This window comes from Brevundimonas sp. (genome assembly GCF_036402095.1).
GTDB lineage: Bacteria > Pseudomonadota > Alphaproteobacteria > Caulobacterales > Caulobacteraceae > Brevundimonas.
Map to the genome: position 1 here is coordinate 1 of NZ_DASWTO010000127.1, position 19,326 is coordinate 19,326.

The 19,326-nt window shown below is 70.1% G+C and carries 16 protein-coding genes and 1 pseudogene; 6 read left to right on the forward strand and 11 right to left on the reverse strand.

The window, feature by feature from the left end; translation table 11 throughout:
* The coding region (locus VGD32_RS09225) for a Wzz/FepE/Etk N-terminal domain-containing protein (RefSeq protein WP_331031598.1) at nucleotides 1–738 on the reverse strand (738 nt) is incomplete at its 3' end.
* A gap of 119 nt (nucleotides 739–857) precedes the next feature.
* Between VGD32_RS09225 and VGD32_RS09230 the strand changes: the two genes are divergently transcribed.
* Complete coding sequence (locus VGD32_RS09230) at nucleotides 858–1,616, forward strand: polysaccharide biosynthesis/export family protein (RefSeq protein WP_331031599.1); 759 nt, start codon at nucleotides 858–860, stop codon at nucleotides 1,614–1,616.
* Here the strand turns inward: VGD32_RS09230 and VGD32_RS09235 are convergent.
* From VGD32_RS09235 to VGD32_RS09245, 3 genes and pseudogenes are all read right to left on the reverse strand, one after another.
* The gene (locus VGD32_RS09235; RefSeq protein WP_331031600.1) at nucleotides 1,613–1,867 is read right to left on the reverse strand and encodes a PilZ domain-containing protein; all 255 of its coding nucleotides are present in this window, start codon (nucleotides 1,865–1,867) and stop codon (nucleotides 1,613–1,615) included. The two genes, VGD32_RS09230 and VGD32_RS09235, sit on opposite strands and share 4 nt — an antisense overlap.
* An 84-nt stretch (nucleotides 1,868–1,951) precedes the next feature.
* Nucleotides 1,952–2,254, reverse strand: a complete 303-nt coding sequence (locus tag VGD32_RS09240; protein WP_331031601.1) for a sel1 repeat family protein — start codon at nucleotides 2,252–2,254, stop codon at nucleotides 1,952–1,954.
* A gap of 213 nt (nucleotides 2,255–2,467) precedes the next feature.
* A pseudogene (locus tag VGD32_RS09245) lies at nucleotides 2,468–3,186 on the reverse strand (glutathione S-transferase family protein).
* A 171-nt stretch (nucleotides 3,187–3,357) separates the two neighbouring features.
* Here VGD32_RS09245 and VGD32_RS09250 point away from each other — a divergent pair.
* From VGD32_RS09250 to VGD32_RS09265, 4 genes are all read left to right on the forward strand, one after another.
* A complete protein-coding gene (locus tag VGD32_RS09250) occupies nucleotides 3,358–3,969 on the forward strand; it encodes an RcnB family protein (RefSeq protein ID WP_331031603.1) in 612 nt (203 codons plus the stop codon).
* A gap of 164 nt (nucleotides 3,970–4,133) precedes the next feature.
* Entirely contained in the window at nucleotides 4,134–5,051 is a 918-nt protein-coding gene (locus VGD32_RS09255) for an RcnB family protein (protein WP_331031604.1), read from the forward strand.
* Nucleotides 5,052–5,156: 105 nt separating this feature from the next.
* Nucleotides 5,157–7,379: an RNA degradosome polyphosphate kinase gene (locus VGD32_RS09260; protein ID WP_331031605.1), complete on the forward strand. Its 2,223-nt coding sequence runs from the start codon at nucleotides 5,157–5,159 to the stop codon at nucleotides 7,377–7,379.
* Nucleotides 7,379–8,887, forward strand: coding sequence for a Ppx/GppA phosphatase family protein (locus tag VGD32_RS09265; protein WP_331031606.1), 1,509 nt, complete (start codon nucleotides 7,379–7,381; stop codon nucleotides 8,885–8,887). Before VGD32_RS09260 ends, VGD32_RS09265 begins: the two co-directional genes overlap by 1 nt.
* Before the next feature lie 7 nt (nucleotides 8,888–8,894).
* Here VGD32_RS09265 and VGD32_RS09270 read toward each other — a convergent pair whose 3' ends face one another.
* A complete protein-coding gene (locus VGD32_RS09270; RefSeq protein ID WP_331031607.1) occupies nucleotides 8,895–9,461 on the reverse strand; it encodes a hypothetical protein in 567 nt (188 codons plus the stop codon).
* Nucleotides 9,462–9,512: 51 nt separating this feature from the next.
* Nucleotides 9,513–10,472, reverse strand: coding sequence for a M28 family peptidase (locus VGD32_RS09275; RefSeq protein WP_331031608.1), 960 nt, complete (start codon nucleotides 10,470–10,472; stop codon nucleotides 9,513–9,515).
* Nucleotides 10,473–10,620: 148 nt separating this feature from the next.
* Here VGD32_RS09275 and ligA point away from each other — a divergent pair, with 148 nt between their 5' ends.
* Nucleotides 10,621–12,960 (forward strand): NAD-dependent DNA ligase LigA, encoded by a 2,340-nt coding sequence (gene ligA, locus VGD32_RS09280; protein WP_331031609.1) that lies wholly within the window; start codon nucleotides 10,621–10,623, stop codon nucleotides 12,958–12,960.
* Here ligA and VGD32_RS09285 read toward each other — a convergent pair whose 3' ends face one another.
* The 5 genes from VGD32_RS09285 to VGD32_RS09305 all read right to left on the reverse strand — a co-directional run bounded on the left by VGD32_RS09285 (nucleotide 12,961) and on the right by VGD32_RS09305 (nucleotide 18,985).
* The gene (locus VGD32_RS09285; RefSeq protein ID WP_331031610.1) at nucleotides 12,961–14,778 is read right to left on the reverse strand and encodes an aspartyl protease family protein; all 1,818 of its coding nucleotides are present in this window, start codon (nucleotides 14,776–14,778) and stop codon (nucleotides 12,961–12,963) included.
* Nucleotides 14,775–15,641, reverse strand: coding sequence for a TrmB family transcriptional regulator (locus VGD32_RS09290; protein ID WP_331031611.1), 867 nt, complete (start codon nucleotides 15,639–15,641; stop codon nucleotides 14,775–14,777). The genes VGD32_RS09285 and VGD32_RS09290 overlap by 4 nt, the downstream gene beginning before the upstream one ends.
* Before the next feature lie 57 nt (nucleotides 15,642–15,698).
* The gene (locus VGD32_RS09295) at nucleotides 15,699–16,688 is read right to left on the reverse strand and encodes an aldo/keto reductase (RefSeq protein WP_331031612.1); all 990 of its coding nucleotides are present in this window, start codon (nucleotides 16,686–16,688) and stop codon (nucleotides 15,699–15,701) included.
* Between the two features lie 72 nt (nucleotides 16,689–16,760).
* On the reverse strand, nucleotides 16,761–17,153 hold the full coding sequence (locus tag VGD32_RS09300) for a hypothetical protein (protein WP_331031613.1): 393 nt from the start codon (nucleotides 17,151–17,153) through the stop codon (nucleotides 16,761–16,763).
* 20 nt (nucleotides 17,154–17,173) lie between these two features.
* Complete coding sequence (locus tag VGD32_RS09305; RefSeq protein WP_331031614.1) at nucleotides 17,174–18,985, reverse strand: aminopeptidase P family protein; 1,812 nt, start codon at nucleotides 18,983–18,985, stop codon at nucleotides 17,174–17,176.
* Nucleotides 18,986–19,326: the final 341 nt, after the last annotated feature.

The following is a 19,326-nucleotide window of genomic DNA, read 5'->3' on the forward strand; positions in this document are numbered from 1 at the left end:
GCGCTGCGTCGCCTGGTTCAGCTGGGCGCGCAGCGACAGGGCCTCGGCGGACTGGGCCTGGTAGTTCGCCGCCAGCGACGCCTTGGCGGTGGCGAAGTCGGCGATGTCGTTCGTGATCATGAAGGCCTGATAGGCGGCGTCAGCCCGGGCCAGGTCCGCCTCGAAGGCCTCACGCTGGGCGGCGATGGCGGGCGTGCTGCGGTCCCGGAACACCGCGCGACGCTGGATCAGATACTGGTCGATGACGGCGTTCAGAATCCGCGCGGCGCGCACCGGATCGCCGGCCGCGTACGAGGCCGAGATGATGGCGCTGCCCGGCGTCACGCCGACCCCGAGGGAGGTGTCGAGCGCCTTCAGCGCCGCCGCCTTCTTCTCCGCCGCCGTCCCGGTCGCGCCGGGGCCGAGAATGGCGTCGGCGCCGAGAGCCTCCACCGTCTTCTGCTTGACGGCCAGGCTGCCGAGGATCTGGGCCTCGGACCGGGCGACGGCGTCGGCTTCCAGCGGCTGACCCCGCTCGGTCGTCCCGACGCGCGGCTGGTAGACGTATTCCTGGCCCACCCCGGCGTAGACGCTGGCCGTCGCCGTGTACGTCTTCTTCAGCGTCAGCACCGCCGCTGTGCCGAGGGCGAAAACCAGCAGGAAGACGACGACCATGAGCAGCAGTTCGCGGAACAGCAGGCCGACGACATCGACGAAGCCGTAGCGCGGGCGGACTGTCGTGTAGGCCGTCGTGCGCATGCGGGCGGACTGATTCCATCGACTGACGTGACGGGACCAGCCTTGGGCCACCGGCGTTAACCATCGGTTACGCATAAGCGGCGACGCTGGCTCCAGACGCTTCCGGGAACGAATCCGCCATGGCCATCGACCGCCGCCTGCTGCTTCTGGGCCTCGCCGGCGCGGGCGGGGCTCTGGTCACCGGCTGCGGCGGCGGCGAGTACGGCTCGCGTATGCCCCGGCCGATGACCTCGGGCGGCGAGCGGGTCCGGGAAGTGGGACGCTCGTCCTTCCCGGAGATCGGCTTCGCCGACTGGACCGAGATGGAGCCGGAGTACGTCCTCTATCCCGGTGACGAGATCGAGATCGCCACGCCGACGGCGGTCGAACTGACCCGCACCCAGAAGATCGGCCCTGACGGGCGCATCTCCCTGCCGCTCGCCGGGCAGATCATGGCCGCGGACCGGACCATCGCCGAGGTCGAGGCCGACGCCGCCTCGGCCTACGCCCCGCACCTGCGGCGCCCGGTCGTCGAGGTGACGCTGAAGGCGGCCGGGCCGATCCGGGTCTGGGTCGGCGGCGAGGTGCGCACGCCGGGCATGATCGAGATGAACGGCGATCTGGACGCCTACCAGGCGGTCATCCAGGCGGGAGACTTCCTGCCGACCGCGCGCCAGCACGAGGTGGCGCTGATCCGGCGTGGACCGGGGGGCGTGCGCATGATGCGGGCGGTGGACCTGCGACCCCGCCGCGGCGAGGTGGTGGCCCTGCGGCGCGGCGACATCATCTTCGTGCCGCGCTCGAACCTCGGCGAGGTGGCCAATTTCGTGACCCTGTTCCGCAACGCCCTGCCGATCGGTTTCAGCTACGCCATCGGCGGACAGTATCAGAGCTTCTAGGGCAGGAACTGAAGGCCGATCTCGTCGCCGGCCTGCCATACCACGGCGCAGCAGCGGTCGCCGGTCTCAAGTTTGAGCACGACGCGGCCGGAAAAGGTGACGCCGCGCGTGGCCGTCAGGCGGACCTTGGCCCCGCCTTCATGCATGTTCCTGACCACCACCGCGTGGCTTTCCCGCATGGGGCCGTAGACGATCTGGGCCGTCACCGCGATCCGCCGCCGTTCCCGTCTCCGGTTGTCGAGTCCTGGCATCCGTCCGCCGTCCGCATCCTTCGGGGCGGTCTCTAGCCCTTTCCGGTCGGCAATGGATTAACGCGCGGCGCGCCAGATGCGGTTTCAGGCGGCGAGCCGCACCACGCCGGCGTCGATCCAGCGGCGGGCCGCCTTCTGGGCCTCGGCGATCTCTTCCTGCTCCATCTCCTGGCTCATCTCGCGGCGATAGACGCGCGCCTCGATGGACCCCTTCATGGCCGCAAGGTTGAAGATCATATGGGCGGACACGCGGTCCATCGGGCAACCGCCCTGGCCGCTCGAATACATCATGCCCAGACGGAACAGGTCGTCGCCGGTCATGTCGGCGGTCGGCAGGGGCAGGCCCTGCTCTTCATTGGTCGTGGGCGCCGTTTCTTGCGCGATCATCACCGTATCTCCCGAACCGGAGCCTTTCTGGCCCCGCCCTCTGACACGAATGAAATACCCGCGGTTTGAAGTTAAAGTTAACAGCAACGGCCCCCGCAAGGCGTTTTCGGTCGGGACTGCGCGAATAATGCGCTGCGTAAAGACCTCTGAAATCTCTTCGAAATCTCTGATTCAGGAGGGCTAACGAAGAGTCACCGCGAAGCTTACAAGCGGTTACCGCCCGCGCTGCCCGAACAGCACCTTGCGGCGTCCTCGGCCGCCTTCCCCGAGGCGGCGAGGTTGCGGCGCAGATCGTCGCCGAGCGCCCGCCCGGCGATCACGCCCGGCCTTGCTCCGACGCGCGCCATCCACGCCTTGAGGTTGGGAAAGTCGTCCAGCGACTGGCCCTGCAGATCGGGCAGGATCCATGGCCAGATGGCCATGTCGGCGATGGAGTAGTCCCCGGCGACGAAGTCCCGGTCCGCCAGCCTGTGGTCCAGCACCCCGTAGAGCCGGCGGGTCTCGTCGGTGTAACGGCGGACGCCGTAGGCGATCTGGCGCTGGTCGCGGATCATGGCCGGGGCGTACTGGCGGAAGTGATGGGTCTGCCCCGCCATCGGTCCGAGCCCGCCGACCTGCCAGAACAGCCATTGGTCGACCTCGGCCTTGCCACGCAGGTCCTGCGGGTAGAAGCGGCCCGACTTCGCGCCGAGGTACTGGAGGATGGCCCCGGACTCGAAGATCGACAGGGGTCGTCCGTCCGGACCGTCCGGATCGACGATCGCCGGCATGCGCCCGTTGGGGCTGATCGCCTGGAAGGCCGGGGCGAACTGCTCGCCGGCGCCGATGTTTACGGGCTTCAGGTCGTACGGGAGCCCCATCTCCTCGAGGGCGATCGAGATCTTCCAGCCGTTTGGGGTCGGCCAGTACCAAAGTTCGATCGGTCGGGTCACGGGGCGCTCCTGCTTGCGGCGAGGCCTGCAGGTGGCCCTCGCCCGTAGCCGGCGCAACGTCGGGGCGGATTCTGACAGACGCGTTCAGCCACAGTTCATCGCCGGCGGCGGAGCTTTGGACATGATTAACGGGCTGGCCGCCTTGCGTCCCGCCCTGAGGAGGAAGACCCCATGAACCGCTTGACCAGGGCCGCGATCATCGGCCTGACGCTGGCGACGACCGCCGCGCCGCTGGCCGCCGAGGCCCAGAGCCGCCGCGACCGGCAGGAGCGCCGTGACGACCGCCGCGACTACCGCCAGGACCGCCGCGAAGACCGTCGCGAGTACCGCCAGGAGCGCCGCGACGACCGCCGCGACTGGCGTCAAGGCGACTACGACAGCCGCCGCGACTACCGCCAGGACCGGCGTGAGGACCGTCGCGAGTATCGCGAGGAACGTCGCGAAGACCGCAGGGAATTCCGGGAGGACCGGCGTTGGGATCGCCACAATCGCGACTGGTGGCGCGGACGCGACGACTTCCGCGACTATCGCGGCGCCCGCAGCGGTTACTGGTACGCTCCCAGCTACGGCTACTACCGGGTCGAGCCGCGCTATTACGGCTACCGCTGGCAGCGGGGCGGCTATCTGCCGTCGTCCTACCGCGGCTATTATGTGCGGGATCCGTATGTCTACGGCCTGCGCCCCGCGCCGCGCGGCTATCGCTACGTTCACGCCGGCGACGACATCGTGATGATCGCCATCGCCACCGGCCTGATCGCGAGCGTGCTGCACGACGTGTTCTAGGCTTCGGCTCCGTCCAGGACTGGAGCGCCCCGCGGAACCGTCCGCGGGGCGTCTTCATGTCGAAGAGTTAATGCGCGCGCGTCGTTCGTTCAGTCACGGTTCATCGACCAAGCGCGACCTTTCCACCAAGCCGCCTGACAGGGGCGTGCAGGAAGCAAACGAGAATGAAACGCTCATTGATGGTCGCCGCTTCAATCGCGGCTTTCGTCGTCCCCGCGGCCGCGCCGCTGGCCGTGCTGGCGCAGGAGCAGGAGACGCCCCGCAACCGCACCGAGCTTCGCGGAGAGAGGCTCGAACGGAGAGCCGAGGCCCGGGCCGAACGTCCCACACCGCCCTCCCCGCCCCCCGCGCCGACGCCGCAGCCCCGGACCGACCCGCCGGCGCGCCCGGAACGGCCGCAGGACCGTCAGGAGCGTCGCGAAGACCGGCGTGAAGACCGGCAGGAGCGGCGCGAAGACCGGCGCGGAGACCGCCAGGAGCGGCGCGACGACCGCCCCAACCGTCCCTCCGGCCCCGAGGGCCGCCAGGAGCGGCGCGAGGACCGGCGCGAGGACCGGCAGGAGGATCGCCGCGACGATCGCCAGGAGCGGCGAGGCGACCGACCGGACCGTCCGCAGGACCGGCAGGACCGGCGCGAGGACCGCCGCGAAGATCGGCGGGAGGGTCGCCAGGACCGGCGCGAGGACCGGCAGGAGCGGCGGGAGGATCGCCGCGAGTACCGCGAGTTCAGGCAGCGCTTCGACGGCGACGCATGGCGGCGCGACTGGACCCGGCGCCATGGTCGCGACTGGTGGCGGCACGACCGGCGCTGGCGCGGCTACCACGGCGTCCGCATCGGCTTCTATTTCGCGCCCGGTTACGGCTACTACAACGTGCCGCGCAACTACTGGGGCCAGCGCTGGCATGTCGGGGAATACCTGCCGTCCATCTTCTGGCGCTACAGCCTGAACGACTGGCGCACCTATGGCCTTGGCTATCCGCCCGAGGGCACGCGCTGGGTGCTGGTCGACAACCACATCTACCTGATCGACGAGTACGACGGCTACATCATCGACGTCATCTACGACGCCTGGAGCTGGTAAGCCGTCAGGACACGGAGGAAACGCCGTCCGGCCGCGGGGCCGGGCGGCGTTTTCCTTTGCCGGAGCAAGGTTGCAGCCGCGTCCGCGCCGCGTCAGAACCGGTCCATGAGCGACGCGGCGATCAGCGACAGCACCCGGGGCGAAGAGGTTCCGTCCTCGCGCGCGCCCCAGCTCGAGCTCTCTGAGGCGCTGCTGGCCTCGCCCGCCCGGTTCTTCAACCGCGAGATCTCCTGGCTGAAGTTCAATGGACGGGTGCTTGAGGAAGCCGCGAACCCGGCTCACCCCCTGCTGGAGCGGCTGCGCTTCCTGTCGATCTCGGCCAACAACCTCGATGAGTTCTTCATGACCCGCGTCGCCGGCCTCAAAGGCCAGGTGCGCGAACGGGTCCGGGTCCTGTCAGCCGACGGCCTGACGGCCGCGGAACAGCTGGAGAAGGTCAGCGTCGCCGCCGGCCGCCTGATGGACGAGCAGCAGCGCCGCTGGCGCAAGCTGCGCAAGGAACTGACCGCCGCCGGCATCGAGGTAGTCGATCCGGCGAAGATCACCCGCACCGAGCGTGAACGGCTGGAGCCCGAATTCCTCAGCCAGCTGTTCGCCATTCTGACGCCGATGGCCATCGATCCGGCCCACCCCTTCCCCTTCCTGCCCAACCTCGGCTTTTCGCTGGCGCTGAAGCTGCGGCGGCGCTCGGACAACCGCACGCTCTACGCCCTCGTGCCGGTGCCGACGCAGGTGAAGCGTTTCTGGCCGCTGGCGACCGACGGACGGTCGACGCCCGGGCGCAAGCGCTACCTGGCGCTCGAGAGCCTGTTGACGCTGTTCATCGACCATCTGTTCCCTGGCTGCGACGTGCTGGAGCGGGGCGTGTTCCGCCTGATCCGGGACTCGGACATCGAGATCGAGGAAGAGGCCGAGGACCTCGTCATGGAATTCGAGGAGGCGCTGAAACAGCGCCGGCTCGGCTCCGTGGTGCGCATCAAGATCGAGGCGTCGATGCCGGCCGATCTTCGCACCTTCATCACCAACGAGCTCGACGCAGCCCCGGAGGACATCGTCCTGGTCGACGGCATGCTCGGCCTGGCGCAGGTGTCGGACCTCATACCGAGCGGCCACCCGGACCTGAAATTCCCGGGCTACGAGCCGCGCTATCCCGAGCGGGTGCGCGACAACGGCGGCGACATCTTCGCGGCCGTGCGCGAAAAGGACATGCTGATCCACCACCCGTTCGAGAGCTTCGACGTGGTGGTCCAGTTCCTGCGCCAGGCGGCGCGCGACCCGCACGTCATCGCCATCAAACAGACCCTGTACCGGACGTCGCGCGACAGCCCCATCGTGGCGGCCCTGATCGAGGCGGCCGAGAACGGCAAGAACGTGACCGCCCTGGTCGAGATCAAGGCGCGCTTCGACGAAGAGGCCAATCTGAAATGGGCCCGGGCCATGGAGCGGGCGGGCGTGCACGTCGTGTTCGGCTTCGTCGAGTACAAGACCCACGCCAAGCTCAGCGTCGTGGTGCGGCGCGAGGGCGAGGGGCTGAAGACCTACTGCCATTTCGGCACCGGCAACTATCACCCGGTGACCGCGCGTGTTTACACCGACCTGAGCCTGTTCACCTGCAATCCGGTGCTCGGCCGCGACGCCTCGCGGGTGTTCAACTACATCACCGGCTACGCCACGCCCGACGAGCTGGAAGCGCTGGTCGTCTCGCCGCTCAACATGAAGGCGACGCTGATCGATCTGATCGGGCACGAGATGGCCGCCGCGGCCAAGGGCAAACCGGCGGCCATCTGGGCCAAGCTGAACTCGCTGGTCGACCCCGGCGTGATCGACGCCCTATACCGCGCCAGCCAGTGGGGCGTGCGCATCGAACTGATCGTGCGCGGCATCTGCTGTCTGCGGCCCGGCGTGCCGGGGCTGTCGGAGAACATCCGGGTGAAGTCGATCGTTGGCCGGTTTCTTGAGCACGCCCGGGTGATAGCCTTCGCCAACGGCCGCGACCTGCCCCACGACAAGGCGAAGCTGTTCATCTCTTCGGCCGACTGGATGACGCGGAATCTCGACCGGCGGGTTGAGCTGATGACGCCGGTTCTGAACGCCACGGTGCACGATCAGGTGCTGGACCAGATCATGGTCGCCAATCTGAAGGACGACGCCCAGAGCTGGGTGCTGGACGCCGACGGCGACTACCGGCGGGTCACGCCGGCCGATCCCGAACGGCCGTTCTCGGCCCACAGATATTTCATGACCAATCCCAGCCTGTCGGGCCGCGGACGCAAGGTGAAGACCCTGCCCGGCCATCTCAGCTACGAGCCCTCGCGGAAGAAGCGTTGATGCCCGAGGCTCTCGCCGCCGCCCTGGGCGCGCCCCGTGAATTCGCCGCCATCGACATCGGCTCCAACTCGGTGCGGCTGGTGCTGTACCGGCTGGAGGGCCGCGCAGTCTGGACGGTGTTCAATGAGAAGGTTCTGGCCGGTTTGGGCCGCGACCTGGCCTCAACGGGCCGGCTGTCCGAAGACGGCGCCGCCCAGGCGCTGACGGCGCTGAAGCGGTTCGCGGCGGTGATCGACGGGGTGCGGCCGGCCCGGACCTTCGTCGCGGCTACGGCGGCGGTGCGGGAAGCGGCCGATGGCCAGGCCTTCTGTGAGCGGGTGGCGGCGGAAACCGGGCTGGTCATCCGGATTCTCTCCGGCGAGGAAGAGGCGCGCTACGCCGCCCTGGGAGTCATCGCGGGCATGCCGACAGCCCGTGGAGTCGCGGCCGACCTCGGCGGCGCCAGTCTCGAGCTGGTTCGCATCGGCGACCGCGGCGTGGAGCGCGGCGTCACCCTTCCGCTGGGGCCGTTCTCGCTGTCGAACGACGGCCCCTTCGACGCCGCCCGGCTGCGCGAGACCATCGCCAAACGGCTGAAGCCTGCGGCCGATTTCCGGACCGACACACTCTACGCCGTCGGCGGAGCCTGGCGGACGCTGGCGCAGGTCCATATGGGCCACGTCCACTACCCGCTGCACATCGTGCATCAGTATGTGATGGGGGCCGGAGAGGCGCGTGACATCGCCCGCCTGATCGCCCGCTCGTCGCGGGCGTCGCTCGAGAACTGGAAAGGCCTGTCAAAGAAGCGGGCTGAGACCCTGCCGCACGCGGCCCTGGTCCTCGAAGGTCTGATCGAGCGGCTCGGCCTCGAGCGGATCGTCCTGTCGGCCTGGGGGGTCCGTGAGGGTCTGCTCTATGAGGCGCTGGACGAGGAGACGGTGGCCGCCGACCCGCTGCTGGCGGGCTGCACCGCCCTCGGGGCGCGGCAGGGAATCTCGCCGGGGTTGCCCGGGGCGCTGTTCGGCTGGATCCAGCCCATCGTCGCCGCCCTGCCCGAGGCCTTCGGGCGCGAACGGGACCTTACCCTCGCCGACGCCGCCTGCCGGCTGGCAGACCTCGGGGCGCGCCTGCACCCGGATCACCGCATCGAACTGGCCTTCGACCAGGTCCTGCGCGCGCCGATCCCCGGCCAGACCCACGCCGAACGGGCCTGGCTCGCGACCGCCGTCAACGCCCGCTACGGCGGGGCTGCAACGACGCCGGAGCCGGACACCGTCTCCCGCCTTCTGACCGAGGAACAGCGGACCGCCGGGCGCGCTCTGGGGCTCGCCATCCGTCTGGCCTGCGACCTGTCGGGGCGATCGCCGCAGCTGCTGGTCAACGCCCATGTGGCGGTCACCGACGGCGTCCTCGTCCTGACCGCCTCCGAAGGCTACGCCGACGTCCTGCTGGGCGAACAGACCCGGCGGCGCGGCAAGGCGCTCGCCGAAGCCATGGGCCTGAAGCTGGATATCCGCAGCGGCGCCTGAGGGCGGATCAGTCGCCCATCCACCAGGTCATACGGACGCCGTCGATCGCCTGCTCGCCGACCGTCAGCCGGCCCGTCATGACCACGCCCTCGCCGCCCAGATTGCGCCTCGCCGTGGCCAGCGCGCCGGGGTCGAGGCGACCCTCAAAGGTCACCCGGCCCATTTCAGGCGATTGCCCTGCGAAGCTGACGGCGGTGTCGCTGACCGCATAGGACGTGGGCAGCACCCGCGCGGTGACGCTGTGGGTCTCGCCCAACTCCGTCTCCACCATCGGGCTGGTCGCGTCGTCGAACTGCAGCATGACGGGGGCGAAGGGGTCGCTGCGGGCCCCGCCCTCCCAGCTCTCGAACTCGGCCGTCTGGCCGATGAACAGGTGGTCCAGCCGCCACTTGCCCGCGCTGACCTCCCCGGCCGGCATATAGTAGCCGGACAGATCCGAGGTCATGGCGTGTGCGAAGCTCGCCGCGGGCGGCGTCGGTGTCCCGGCAGGCGGGTCGGCGGGCGCCGGGCTGTCGCAGGACGTAACGGCCAGAGCAGCCGCGAGCGCGGCGCCGGTCAGATATCTGATGTGCATGGAAAGCCCTCCTGACGGGAGCCGACCACGCGCGGACGTCCGTGTCGAGCCTTATCGGTCGAGCGCCCGGTCGAGGGCGCGGAACGACGCGATCGACAATTCGGTGACGCTGATGAAGACCGACGGGGTGATCCGGTCGAAATCGTCCGACGGCCGGTGGTAGTCGGCGTGGTAGTTCACCCCGAGATACAGGAAGGGCACCTGGGCGCGGTGGAAGGCGGCGTGGTCCGACGCCTGAACCCAGTTGTCCTCGCCGGTGTCCTGGGGCGTGTCCTTGCCGAAGGCCAGCGACACCGCGCCATTGGCCGGAACCGACTCGAGGATGGGCCGGAAATTCGGATGCTGATAGGTGCCGGTGACCCACAGCCTGCCATCGGTCTCGGCGCGGGCGGTCATGTCGAAATTCAGGTTCATGGCGATGGATTCGAGCGGCACCGGCGGGGCCTCGACGAAATGCTTCGCGCCCAGCAGTCCGCGCTCCTCGCCATCGAGGGCCACGATCAGCACGCTGTGGTCCGGAGCCTGGCGCTTCAGGTCCGCCGCCAGTGCCAGCATGGTCGCCACGCCCGAAGCGTTGTCGTCCGCGCCATTGAAGACCTGGCCGTCATTGGTTCCGACGTGATCGTAATGGGCCGTCACGACGATGTATTTGTCGGTCACCCGGGTCCCGGGAATGACCCCGATGACATTGACGCCGTTGAAGGTCCTGGGTCCCTCACGGGTGCGGCCCTGCATCTCCCAGGGCTGTTCCCGGCCCATCGGCGGGGGCGCGACGCCGAGGCTCTCCAGCCGGCCGACGATATAGGCCCTGGCCATGGCGCCGCCCGGCGCGCCCGTGTCGCGCCCCTGCATGTCGTCGGCGGCGAGGATGCGGACATCCTCCAGCAGCTGGGCGTGCATCGCCGGCGGCTGCGGCGCCGCGACCGGCGCGTCGGGCGTGGCGGTCGTGCAGGCGGCGAGCAGCAAGGCGGCGGCGAGCGGCGGAAGGGCGGCGGGACGAAGGTGACGCATGGAGGCTCCTGGGATTCGCGAGGCTTAGCAGGCAGGCGGGGCGACGTCAGGTTAAGGTCGTGTCATGCGGGGAAACGGGCCTCGCCCTCGCGGCGTTCGCCCCGGGTGGCTAGAAGTCGGTCGAAGTGATGGAGCGAACGCGATTCCCATGGCCGACACCGCCGTCGATCAGTTGACCGAAGAGCAGGCGCGGGAGGAGTTCACCCGCCTGACGACCGAACTGGCCCACCATGACGCCCTCTATCACGGGCATGACGCGCCCGAGATTTCCGACGCGGAATACGACGCGCTGAAGCGCCGCGCGCTTGAGATCGAGAGCCGCTTCCCCGAACTGACCATGGCGGATTCACCTTCGCAGGTGGTCGGTGCGGCGGCGTCGAGCCAGTTCGCGCCGGTGCGCCACGGCGTGCCGATGCTGTCGCTGGACAATGCCTTCGACGGCGGCGAGGTCGCCGACTTCGTGGCCCGCATCCGCCGGTTCCTGAAGTTGCCGGCCGACGAGCCGGTCGCGTTCGTGGCCGAGCCCAAGATCGACGGCCTGTCCGCCAGCCTGCGCTACGAGGATGGGGTGCTCGTGCGTGGGGCGACGCGCGGCGACGGACGCACCGGCGAGGACGTCACCGCCAACCTGCGCACCATCGGCGACATTCCCGAACGCCTGTCCGGCGGCGGCTGGCCTGCCGTTATCGAGGTGCGGGGCGAGGTCTACGCGCCCAACGACGCGTTCGACGACTTCAACGCGGCGGCCGAGGCGGCGGGAAGCCGCACCTACGCCAACCCGCGCAATTTCGCCGCCGGCTCGCTGCGCCAGAAGGATGCGGCGGTCACCGCACAACGCCCGCTGCGCTTCTTCGCCTATGCCTGGGGCGAGATCTCCGCGCCGTTCGCGTCGACGCAGTGGGAGGCGCTGCAGGCGTTGCGTTCGTGGGGTTTCCCGGTCAACGAGCGCTCGCGGCGGGTCGAGGACGCGACCGGGCTGATGGCGCTGTACGATGGACTGCAAGCCGACCGGGCGACGCTCGGCTACGACATCGACGGCGTGGTCTACAAGGTCGACCGGCTGGACTGGCAGGAGCGGCTCGGCTTCGTGGCCCGGACCCCGCGCTGGGCCATCGCCCACAAATTCCCCGCCCAGCAGGCGCAGACTGTGCTGGAAGGCATCGACATCCAGGTCGGCCGCACCGGCTCGCACACGCCGGTGGCGCGGCTGCATCCGGTCACCGTCGGCGGAGTGGTGGTGCGCAACGCCACCCTGCATAACGCCGACGAGATCCAGCGGCTGGACGTGCGCATCGGCGACACCGTCACGCTGCAGCGCGCCGGGGACGTGATCCCGCAGATCCTCGGCGTGGTCGACGCTGACCGGCCGGGCCGCGGCGAGCCCTACGAATTTCCGCATATCTGCATCTGTCCGCTGAAGACGGCGCTGGTGAAGGAGACCACCGCCTCGGGCGTCGAGTCCGTGGTGCGCCGTTGCACCGGCGAGCTGGCCTGCCCGTTCCAGCGCATCGAGCACCTGAAGCATTTCGTCAGCCGGAGAGCCTTCGACATCGAGGGCCTGGGGGAGAAACAGTTGATCGCCTTCCACGAGCGGGGCTGGATCAGCGAGCCGGCCGACATCTTCCGCCTCGCCCGCGACGAGGAAAAGCTGAACGCCCTGCGCGCCGAGGACGGGTACGGCGAGACCAGCGTGCGCAACCTCGTGGCGGGCATCGACGCCCGACGGACCATCGCCCTGGACCGCTTCATCTACGGACTGGGGGTGCGCGACATCGGCGAGCAGACCTCGATCGTGCTGGCCCGGGCGTTCGAGACCTGGACGGCGTTCGAGGCGGCCTGCCTCGCCGCCGCCGGGGGGCTGCCGAGCGAAGACTGGGTCAGGCTGAGCGAGACCCATGCGGTGTCGCCGCGGGTCGTCGCCACCCTGGCCGAGGCCTCGCCGCCCTCTGAGGACCCTTGGCCGGACGCCCCGATCGACCAGAAGATCGCCCTCGCCTTCCCCGGTCTCGCCGCCCCCGCCCGGCGCGGACTGGCGACGCTGGCGGACGACTGGGCGGGGGTGGTCCGGCTGGCGGACGTGGCCCGCACCGAAGGGCCCTCCGAGGGCCTGGGCCAGATCGCCGGCGTATCCGGCGTAGGGCCGGTGGCCGCCAGGGCGCTGGCGCTGTTCTTCCGCGAGACCCACAACCGCGCCATGGTCGATGCGCTGGTCGCCGAGCTGGACCGGATCGAGGACGCCGAGAAGCCGAAGTCCGACACGCCCGTCGCCGGCAAGACCGTGGTCTTCACCGGCGCGCTGGAGCGCTTCACCCGCGACGAAGCCAAGGCGCGGGCCGAAAGTCTGGGCGCCAAGGTCTCCGGCTCGGTTTCGAAGAAGACCGATTATCTCGTCGCCGGACCGGGGGCCGGCTCGAAGCTGGCGGAGGCGCTGAAGCACGACGTCGCGGTCCTCACCGAGGATGAGTGGCTGGCCCTGATCGGCGGCTGATCAGTAGAAGTCGCGGCTTTCGAGGACCCGCGCCTCTCCGCTCCCGAGCGTCAGGCGCACTGTTCGGCCGGCAGGGCCGGAGACCACCGCCCTGAGCGACGTCGCATCCAGTTCCGCCGCCGGCACGCCGTCGATCGCGGCGATCCGTTCGCCCGCCGACCATCCCGCATCGGCGGCCGGAGAGTTCGGAGAGACGCGCTGCACCACGATCGCGTCCGCCTCCTTGCGCAGACTGAGACCGAGCCGGTCCCGGGCGAACGGCTGCGCCAGGCTGGCCGGATCGGCGCCGAGCCACAGGCGGTCGCCGGCGAAGTCGGTCACCAGACGGAAGCGGCCGAGCACGCCGAGCCCGACGTTGCCGGCGGTGCGGTCGCTGTCCACCGCCGACGGGCCGGCGGGCGGAAAAACGGTCGGAACGTCGCGCACCTCGAAGCCGGCGAGTTCAAGCGAACGGATGGTGGCGATGCCGCTTTCGCGCACGCCGCCGACGGCGCCCGACATGACGGTCGAGCGCGGCCGTCCCTCCAGCAGGCCGTTGGCCTCCGCATAGGCCGGGTAGATGATGAGGGCCCCGCCGTTGCCGGTGTCGAAGTCGAACAGAGCCGGCTCCCGGCCCTCGATCGACAGGGGCACGGCGCGGATGGCGCCGGTCGAGAGCAGCGGAACCTCGGTGAGCCCTTCCGGCGGCGTGAAGCCCTCGCGTTCGTGGAAGGCGATCCGCCGGCCGGGGAAGTCGACGTCGATTATCAGCCCGTTGAAGGCGTCCTTGCCGAGCACCACCGGCAGCGGGCGGCCGATCGCCTGGCCGATGGCGGCGAGATCGATGACGGCCACGGTCCGGTCGGCGAAGGTTATGCCGTCCAGCACGATCGTCACGCCCGGAGCGAACTGGGCCGAGCCCACGCCGCCGGTGCCGACGGCGGCGACATCGCCGCTGGCGTTCAGGCCGAGACGTTCGGCGAAGGCCTTGTCCAGCACGGTCATCTCGGCCCCGCTGTCGAGCAGCACCTCGGTCTCGACGCCGTTGACCACGGCCGGAATGTAGATCCGGGAGCCGGCGAACAGGTCGAAGGGCATGAAGCCGGTGGAGGCGGCGCCGCCGTCGATGGCGTGGGAGGCGGCGAGCGCGGGTCTGGCGAAGGCCTCGGCCGGCAGATCGGGATTGGCGTCGATCACGCTCCAGCGCACGGCCGCCGCCTCGCCGGTGGCCTCGGCGGAGATCTCGGCGAACGGCATCCGCACGCCCTCGACCATGCGCCAGTCCTCGAACCGTACGAAGGCCTCGCGGCGGTCGCGGACGCGCCTCAGGCCGTGCAGGGCGCCCGTCTCCGGTTCGAGGTAGAGCTCGTGCACGTCCTCGTCGCCGAAATCGACGGAGACGACGGCGAAGGTCCGGCCGTCGCGGACGGCGTCGTCCTTGCGGTCGAGCCGCGCCGGGTCGTCGAGGACCGCCTCGAACATCAGCAGGGCGTCGCGGCGCAGGTCTTCGGCGGCGGCGGCGCCCAGCATCTCGATCTGGCCGGCCGGGGTCAGGGTCCAGCCCCCGGTCCCGCGCCGGGCGCTGGCCGTGCGGATGACCCCCAGATCGATGTCGCGGCGCAGGTCGCCCGCGGCGGTGGCGGTCTGTTCGATCACGCCCTCAAGGCCCGAGCCGGTCATCGCGCCGGTCGAGCGGACGGCGGTCAGCTGCTCGAATGCGGCGCCGCCGCGCCAGGCGCGGTAGCGCTCCAGCACCTCGGCGGGATCGCCGGCGAAGGCGCTGGCGGGCAGGCCCATGACGACGAGCGCCGTCCATGCGGCGAGGCGGAGGCGTTTCATGCGACGATCTCCTTGGGGGCGGGCGAGAGCGCGATCGGCTCGGGGCCGATCAGGGCGCGCAGACCGCGAGGGGCGGCGTGCAGCAGGGAGAGGCTGGCCAGGGGCTCCGGGACGGCGCCGTCGACGCCGGTCAGGCGGATCTCGGCGGAGAGGCCGCTGTGCTGGAGGCAGCTGAGATAGGCGCTGTCGCTCCAGATCGCGCGCCGCACGCCGTCCATGGCGGGGGTCATGAGGGCGACCAGATGTTCGGCGGCGTCGACCACCAGCGTCAGCTGCGCGCCGGGCCAGCGCTCCCGGGCGACGGCGGCGCCGGCGGCGGCGCGCGCCGTCACGCCGGTCATCGGGGCGACGGGGCCGTAGACCAGCCCGGCCACCGTCACGCCCCGCGCGGCCGTGGCTTCCAGCTCGGGCCGAAGCGCCGCCAGGGGAGCGTCGAACAGGTCGAACAGGACGATGTCCCGCGCCCCGGCGAGCATGGCCCGGGCCCGCTCGAGCACCTGGTCCGGGTCCGTGATCTGGTAGAGCCGGTCGTCGGCGGGGGCGACGGCCAGACTGGCCAGTCTGCGCTCCGCCTCGGCCTGGCGGTGGGCGAAGGTTCCGCCGAGGACGGCGAGGAGTTCGGCCGGGCGGGCGGCGCGCCAGGTGCGCGGCTCGGTCTCGTCGACCAGCACCGCCGCCTTGCGGCCGAGGGCCGCGAGGGCCTGGTAGACGTTGGGCGGGGCCTTGCCGACGAGCTTGGCGAGGCGGTAGCCGGTGGCCGGGCCGCTGGCCAGCAGGGCGCAATAGACCCGGGCCTCCAGCTCGGTGAAGCCGAGGGCTGTCAGGGCCTGTTCCGCCTCGTTCTGGTCCGATGTTATTTGCATCTGCAAATACTATCGGCGGCGAGCCCCGCCCGGCCAGTTAAATCGCGGTAAGGCGACTCAGCGGTTCAGGGCCGCCCTCGCCGCCTCGGCGTAGCGGTGGCCCGACGCGGCGCCCTTGGGAAACACCGCCTCGATGCGGGCGAGATCGTCCGGCGTCAGGGTCAGGTCGACGGCGGCGGCGTTTTCTTCCAGCGTGCGGACGCGGCGGGTGCCGGGGATGGGGACGAGATGCGGCCCTTGCGCCAGCACCCAGGCGAGGGCCAGTTGCGCGGCGGTGACGCCCTTGTCGGCGGCGATTTCCGTCACCGCCGACACCAGGTCGAGGTTCTTGCGGAAATTCTCGCCCTGGAAGCGCGGATTCGAGCGGCGGAAGTCGTCCGGGGCGAGGTCCTCGACCGACCTGATCTCGCCGGAAAGGAAGCCGCGGCCGAGCGGGCTGTAGGGCACGAAGCCGATGCCGAGCTCTTCGCAGGTCGCCAGCAGTTCGTCCTCCGGCTCGCGGCTCCACAGCGAATATTCGGTCTGCAGGGCGGTGATCGGATGGGTCGCATGGCCCCGCCGCAGGGTCGCGGGCGCGGCTTCAGACAGACCAAGGAAGCGGACCTTGCCCTCGGCGACCAGTTCGGCCATGGCGCCGACGGTGTCCTCGATCGGCGTATTGGGGTCGACGCGGTGCAGGTAGTAGAGGTCGACGTGGTCGACATTCAGCCGCTTGAGGCTGCCCTCGATGGCGCGGCGGACGTTGGCGGGCGAGCCGTCGACCATCAGGGCGGAGCGGTCGGCGTTGTAGCCGATGCCGAATTTCGTGGCGATGAAGGCCTGGTCGCGGCGGCCGGCCAAGGCCTTGCCGAGCTGGATTTCGTTGACGTGGGGGCCGTACATCTCGGCCGTGTCGAAAAAGGTGACGCCGAGGTCGAGCGCGCGGTGGATCACCGCCGTCGCCTGCGCCTCGTCCGAGGCCTGGCCGTAGAAGGCAGCCATGCCCATGCAGCCGAGGCCGATGGCCGAAACCTCAGGGCCCGAACGGCCCAGCCTGCGCGTCTTCATCGGCGCATCTCCTGAAATGTGGGAAGCCGGCGACGCATCCGCCGGCTCACCCGAGATGGGCGCCGTTCCGCCTTATTTCAAGCCCGCGATCTCTCGCATTTCCTGCTCTCGAGTCCACGGGCGATAGCCGAGCTCTTCGGCTCGACGCCGCAGACGTTCGCTTTCCTCAGGATCGGTCTTGGTCAGAAGAACGCTCCGCGTGTGCAGGGCCACCGGATCGTTCCGCCTCACGAGCAGGTCGAGATACGGCTCCGCCGTATCGGGATTGTAGTCGCACAGGGTCCAGTGCCGATAGCGTTCCCTTATCGCCTCGGTCCCGACGGGCTCCGCCCTCAGCTCCTCTGCTTTCAAGCAAGATGTGTCCGAGGGAGTCACGGCCTTCGCGATCGGCCCGGCCTGTTCCACTGGCGCAGCGGAAGATTCAGCTGCGTCGCGGTCACACCCGAAGAGGGCTGGCAGCAGCATCAGAGCGAGTGCTGACCTGCTCACAGTGGTTCGCATTGCGCCCCCAGCCAATCCCTGACCTCCCCGTCCAGCAGCGGGCCGACCTTTGCCAGGGTTTCGGCGTGGTAGGCGTCGACATAGGCGCGCTCGTCCGGGGTCAGCAGGCCGACGTCGATCAGGCGGCGGTCGAGGGGGGCGAAGGTCAGCTGTTCGAAGCCGTGCATCGGCCGCTCGCCGCCCGGGATCGGGGCCGGCGGCGTGACGACCTGCAGGGTCTCGATGCGGATGCCCCAATGCCCTTCGCGATAGTAGCCGGGCTCGTTGGAGACGATCATGCCGGTCAGCAGCGGCTGGGTGTTGACCATCTTGGCGATGCGCTGTGGTCCCTCGTGGACGCCGAGGTAGCTGCCGACGCCGTGACCGGTGCCGTGGTCATAGTCGAGGCCGGCCATCCACATCGGCAGACGGGCGAGCGCATCGAGCTGGTGGCCCGTCGTGCCGGCGGGGAAGCGGACCGTGGCCATGGCCACATGGCCCTTGAGGACGAGGGTGAACATGCGGCGCTGGTCGGCCGTCGGCTCGCCCACGGCCATGGTGCGGGTGACGTCGGTGGTGCCGTCCAGATACTGGCCGCCGCCGTCGACGAGCAGCAGGGAGCCCTTCTCGATGCGGCGGATCTTGTCGCCGACCGGCTTGTAGTGCGGCAGGGCGCCGTTGGGACCGGCCCCGGCTATGGTGTCGAAGCTGAGGTCCTTCAGGGCGCCCGTGGCCTCGCGGAAGCCTTCCAGCGCCTCGGCGATCTCGCGCTCGGTCGGCAGGGTTTGCTGCGCCACGGTGTCGACCCAGTGCAGGAAGCGGGTCAGGGCGGCGCCGTCGCGGATGTGGGCCTGGCGGGCGCCCTCGACCTCGACCGGGTTCTTGCAGGCGCGCGGCAGGGTGCAGGGGTCCATGCCGCGCACGACCGTCGCGCCGGCCGCTTCCAGCCGGTCGAAATACCAGGCCGAAGACTGGCCGGGGTCGACCAGCACCGGCTGGCCGGCGAAGCCGTCCAGTGCGGCCGGCAGGCCCTCGGGCGCCTCCAGCGTCACGGCGTCCCCGAGCCAGCCGGGGAGTTCGTTGGTGACCTTGCGGGGATCCATGAACAGGCGCGCCGAGCCGTCGGCCCTCACGATCGCCTGCGACAGCGGCAGCGGGGTGCGGATGACATCGCCGCCGCGGATGTTGAACAGCCAGGCGATCGAGGCGGGAGCGGTCAGGACGGCGGCGGTCGCTCCCGCCTTCGAGATCGCCTCGCCGATCCGGGCGCGCTTGAAGGCGCTGGTCTCGCCCGTGTAGCGGTCGTCGTGCGGCACGACAGGCGCGGCCGGCTGTTCCGGCCGTTCGTCGGCCCAGGCGGCGTCGAGCGGGTTGGGCTCGACCGGCTTCAGTTCGGCGCCGGCCCTCGACGCCGCGCGCTTCAGGGTCGCGAGCGAGTCCGGGCTGTGCAGGCGCGGATCGTAGCCGATCACCGCCCCCTTCGGCGCGCCCTCGAGATAACGGGCCACGCCGTCGCCCTCGAGCGCGAGGATTTCGAACTGCGCCGGATCGACCTGCGCCTTGACCTGCACCGTGTAGCGGCCGTCGGCGAAGACGGCGGCGCGGTCCTTGAGAACCACGCCCGCGCCGGCCGAGCCGGTGAAGCCGGTCAGCCACGCCAGCCGGTCGTTGGCCTCGGGCAGATACTCGTTCTGGTGCTCGTCCTCGTGCGGCACCAGCAGACCGTCGAGGCCCTGTTCGGCCATCTTCGCGCGGACGCGGGGCAGATGTCGGGCCCCGAAGGACGGGTCGGTGGTTTCATCGAAGGACTGGCGCATGAGCGGTAGATAGACGTCCGGGCGGCGGTTGGGAAAGGGCCGCTATCGGCGAGGCAGCGGCAACAGGCAGCAGGTAGCAGGCGGCAGGCACAGTCTTCGCCGCTTCGTCCGAAGCGGTTGGGGAGGGCGCGGGACAGCCGGGCCTCGCCCGGATGCGATGTGGTTTTACCGTTTCGACGAGACAGGCTGCCCCGCGCAGTCGTTTTCCACACGCCCTCCGACTGGCGGCCCTGCGTCCGGGCCTCTGACGGATCGCCCCTGAGCCATTGCTGACCCCGGAGCGGGACGGCCTTACCTCCGCGATCGCGAAGCCATCTGACCGCACCTCAAGGCGCGCGGCG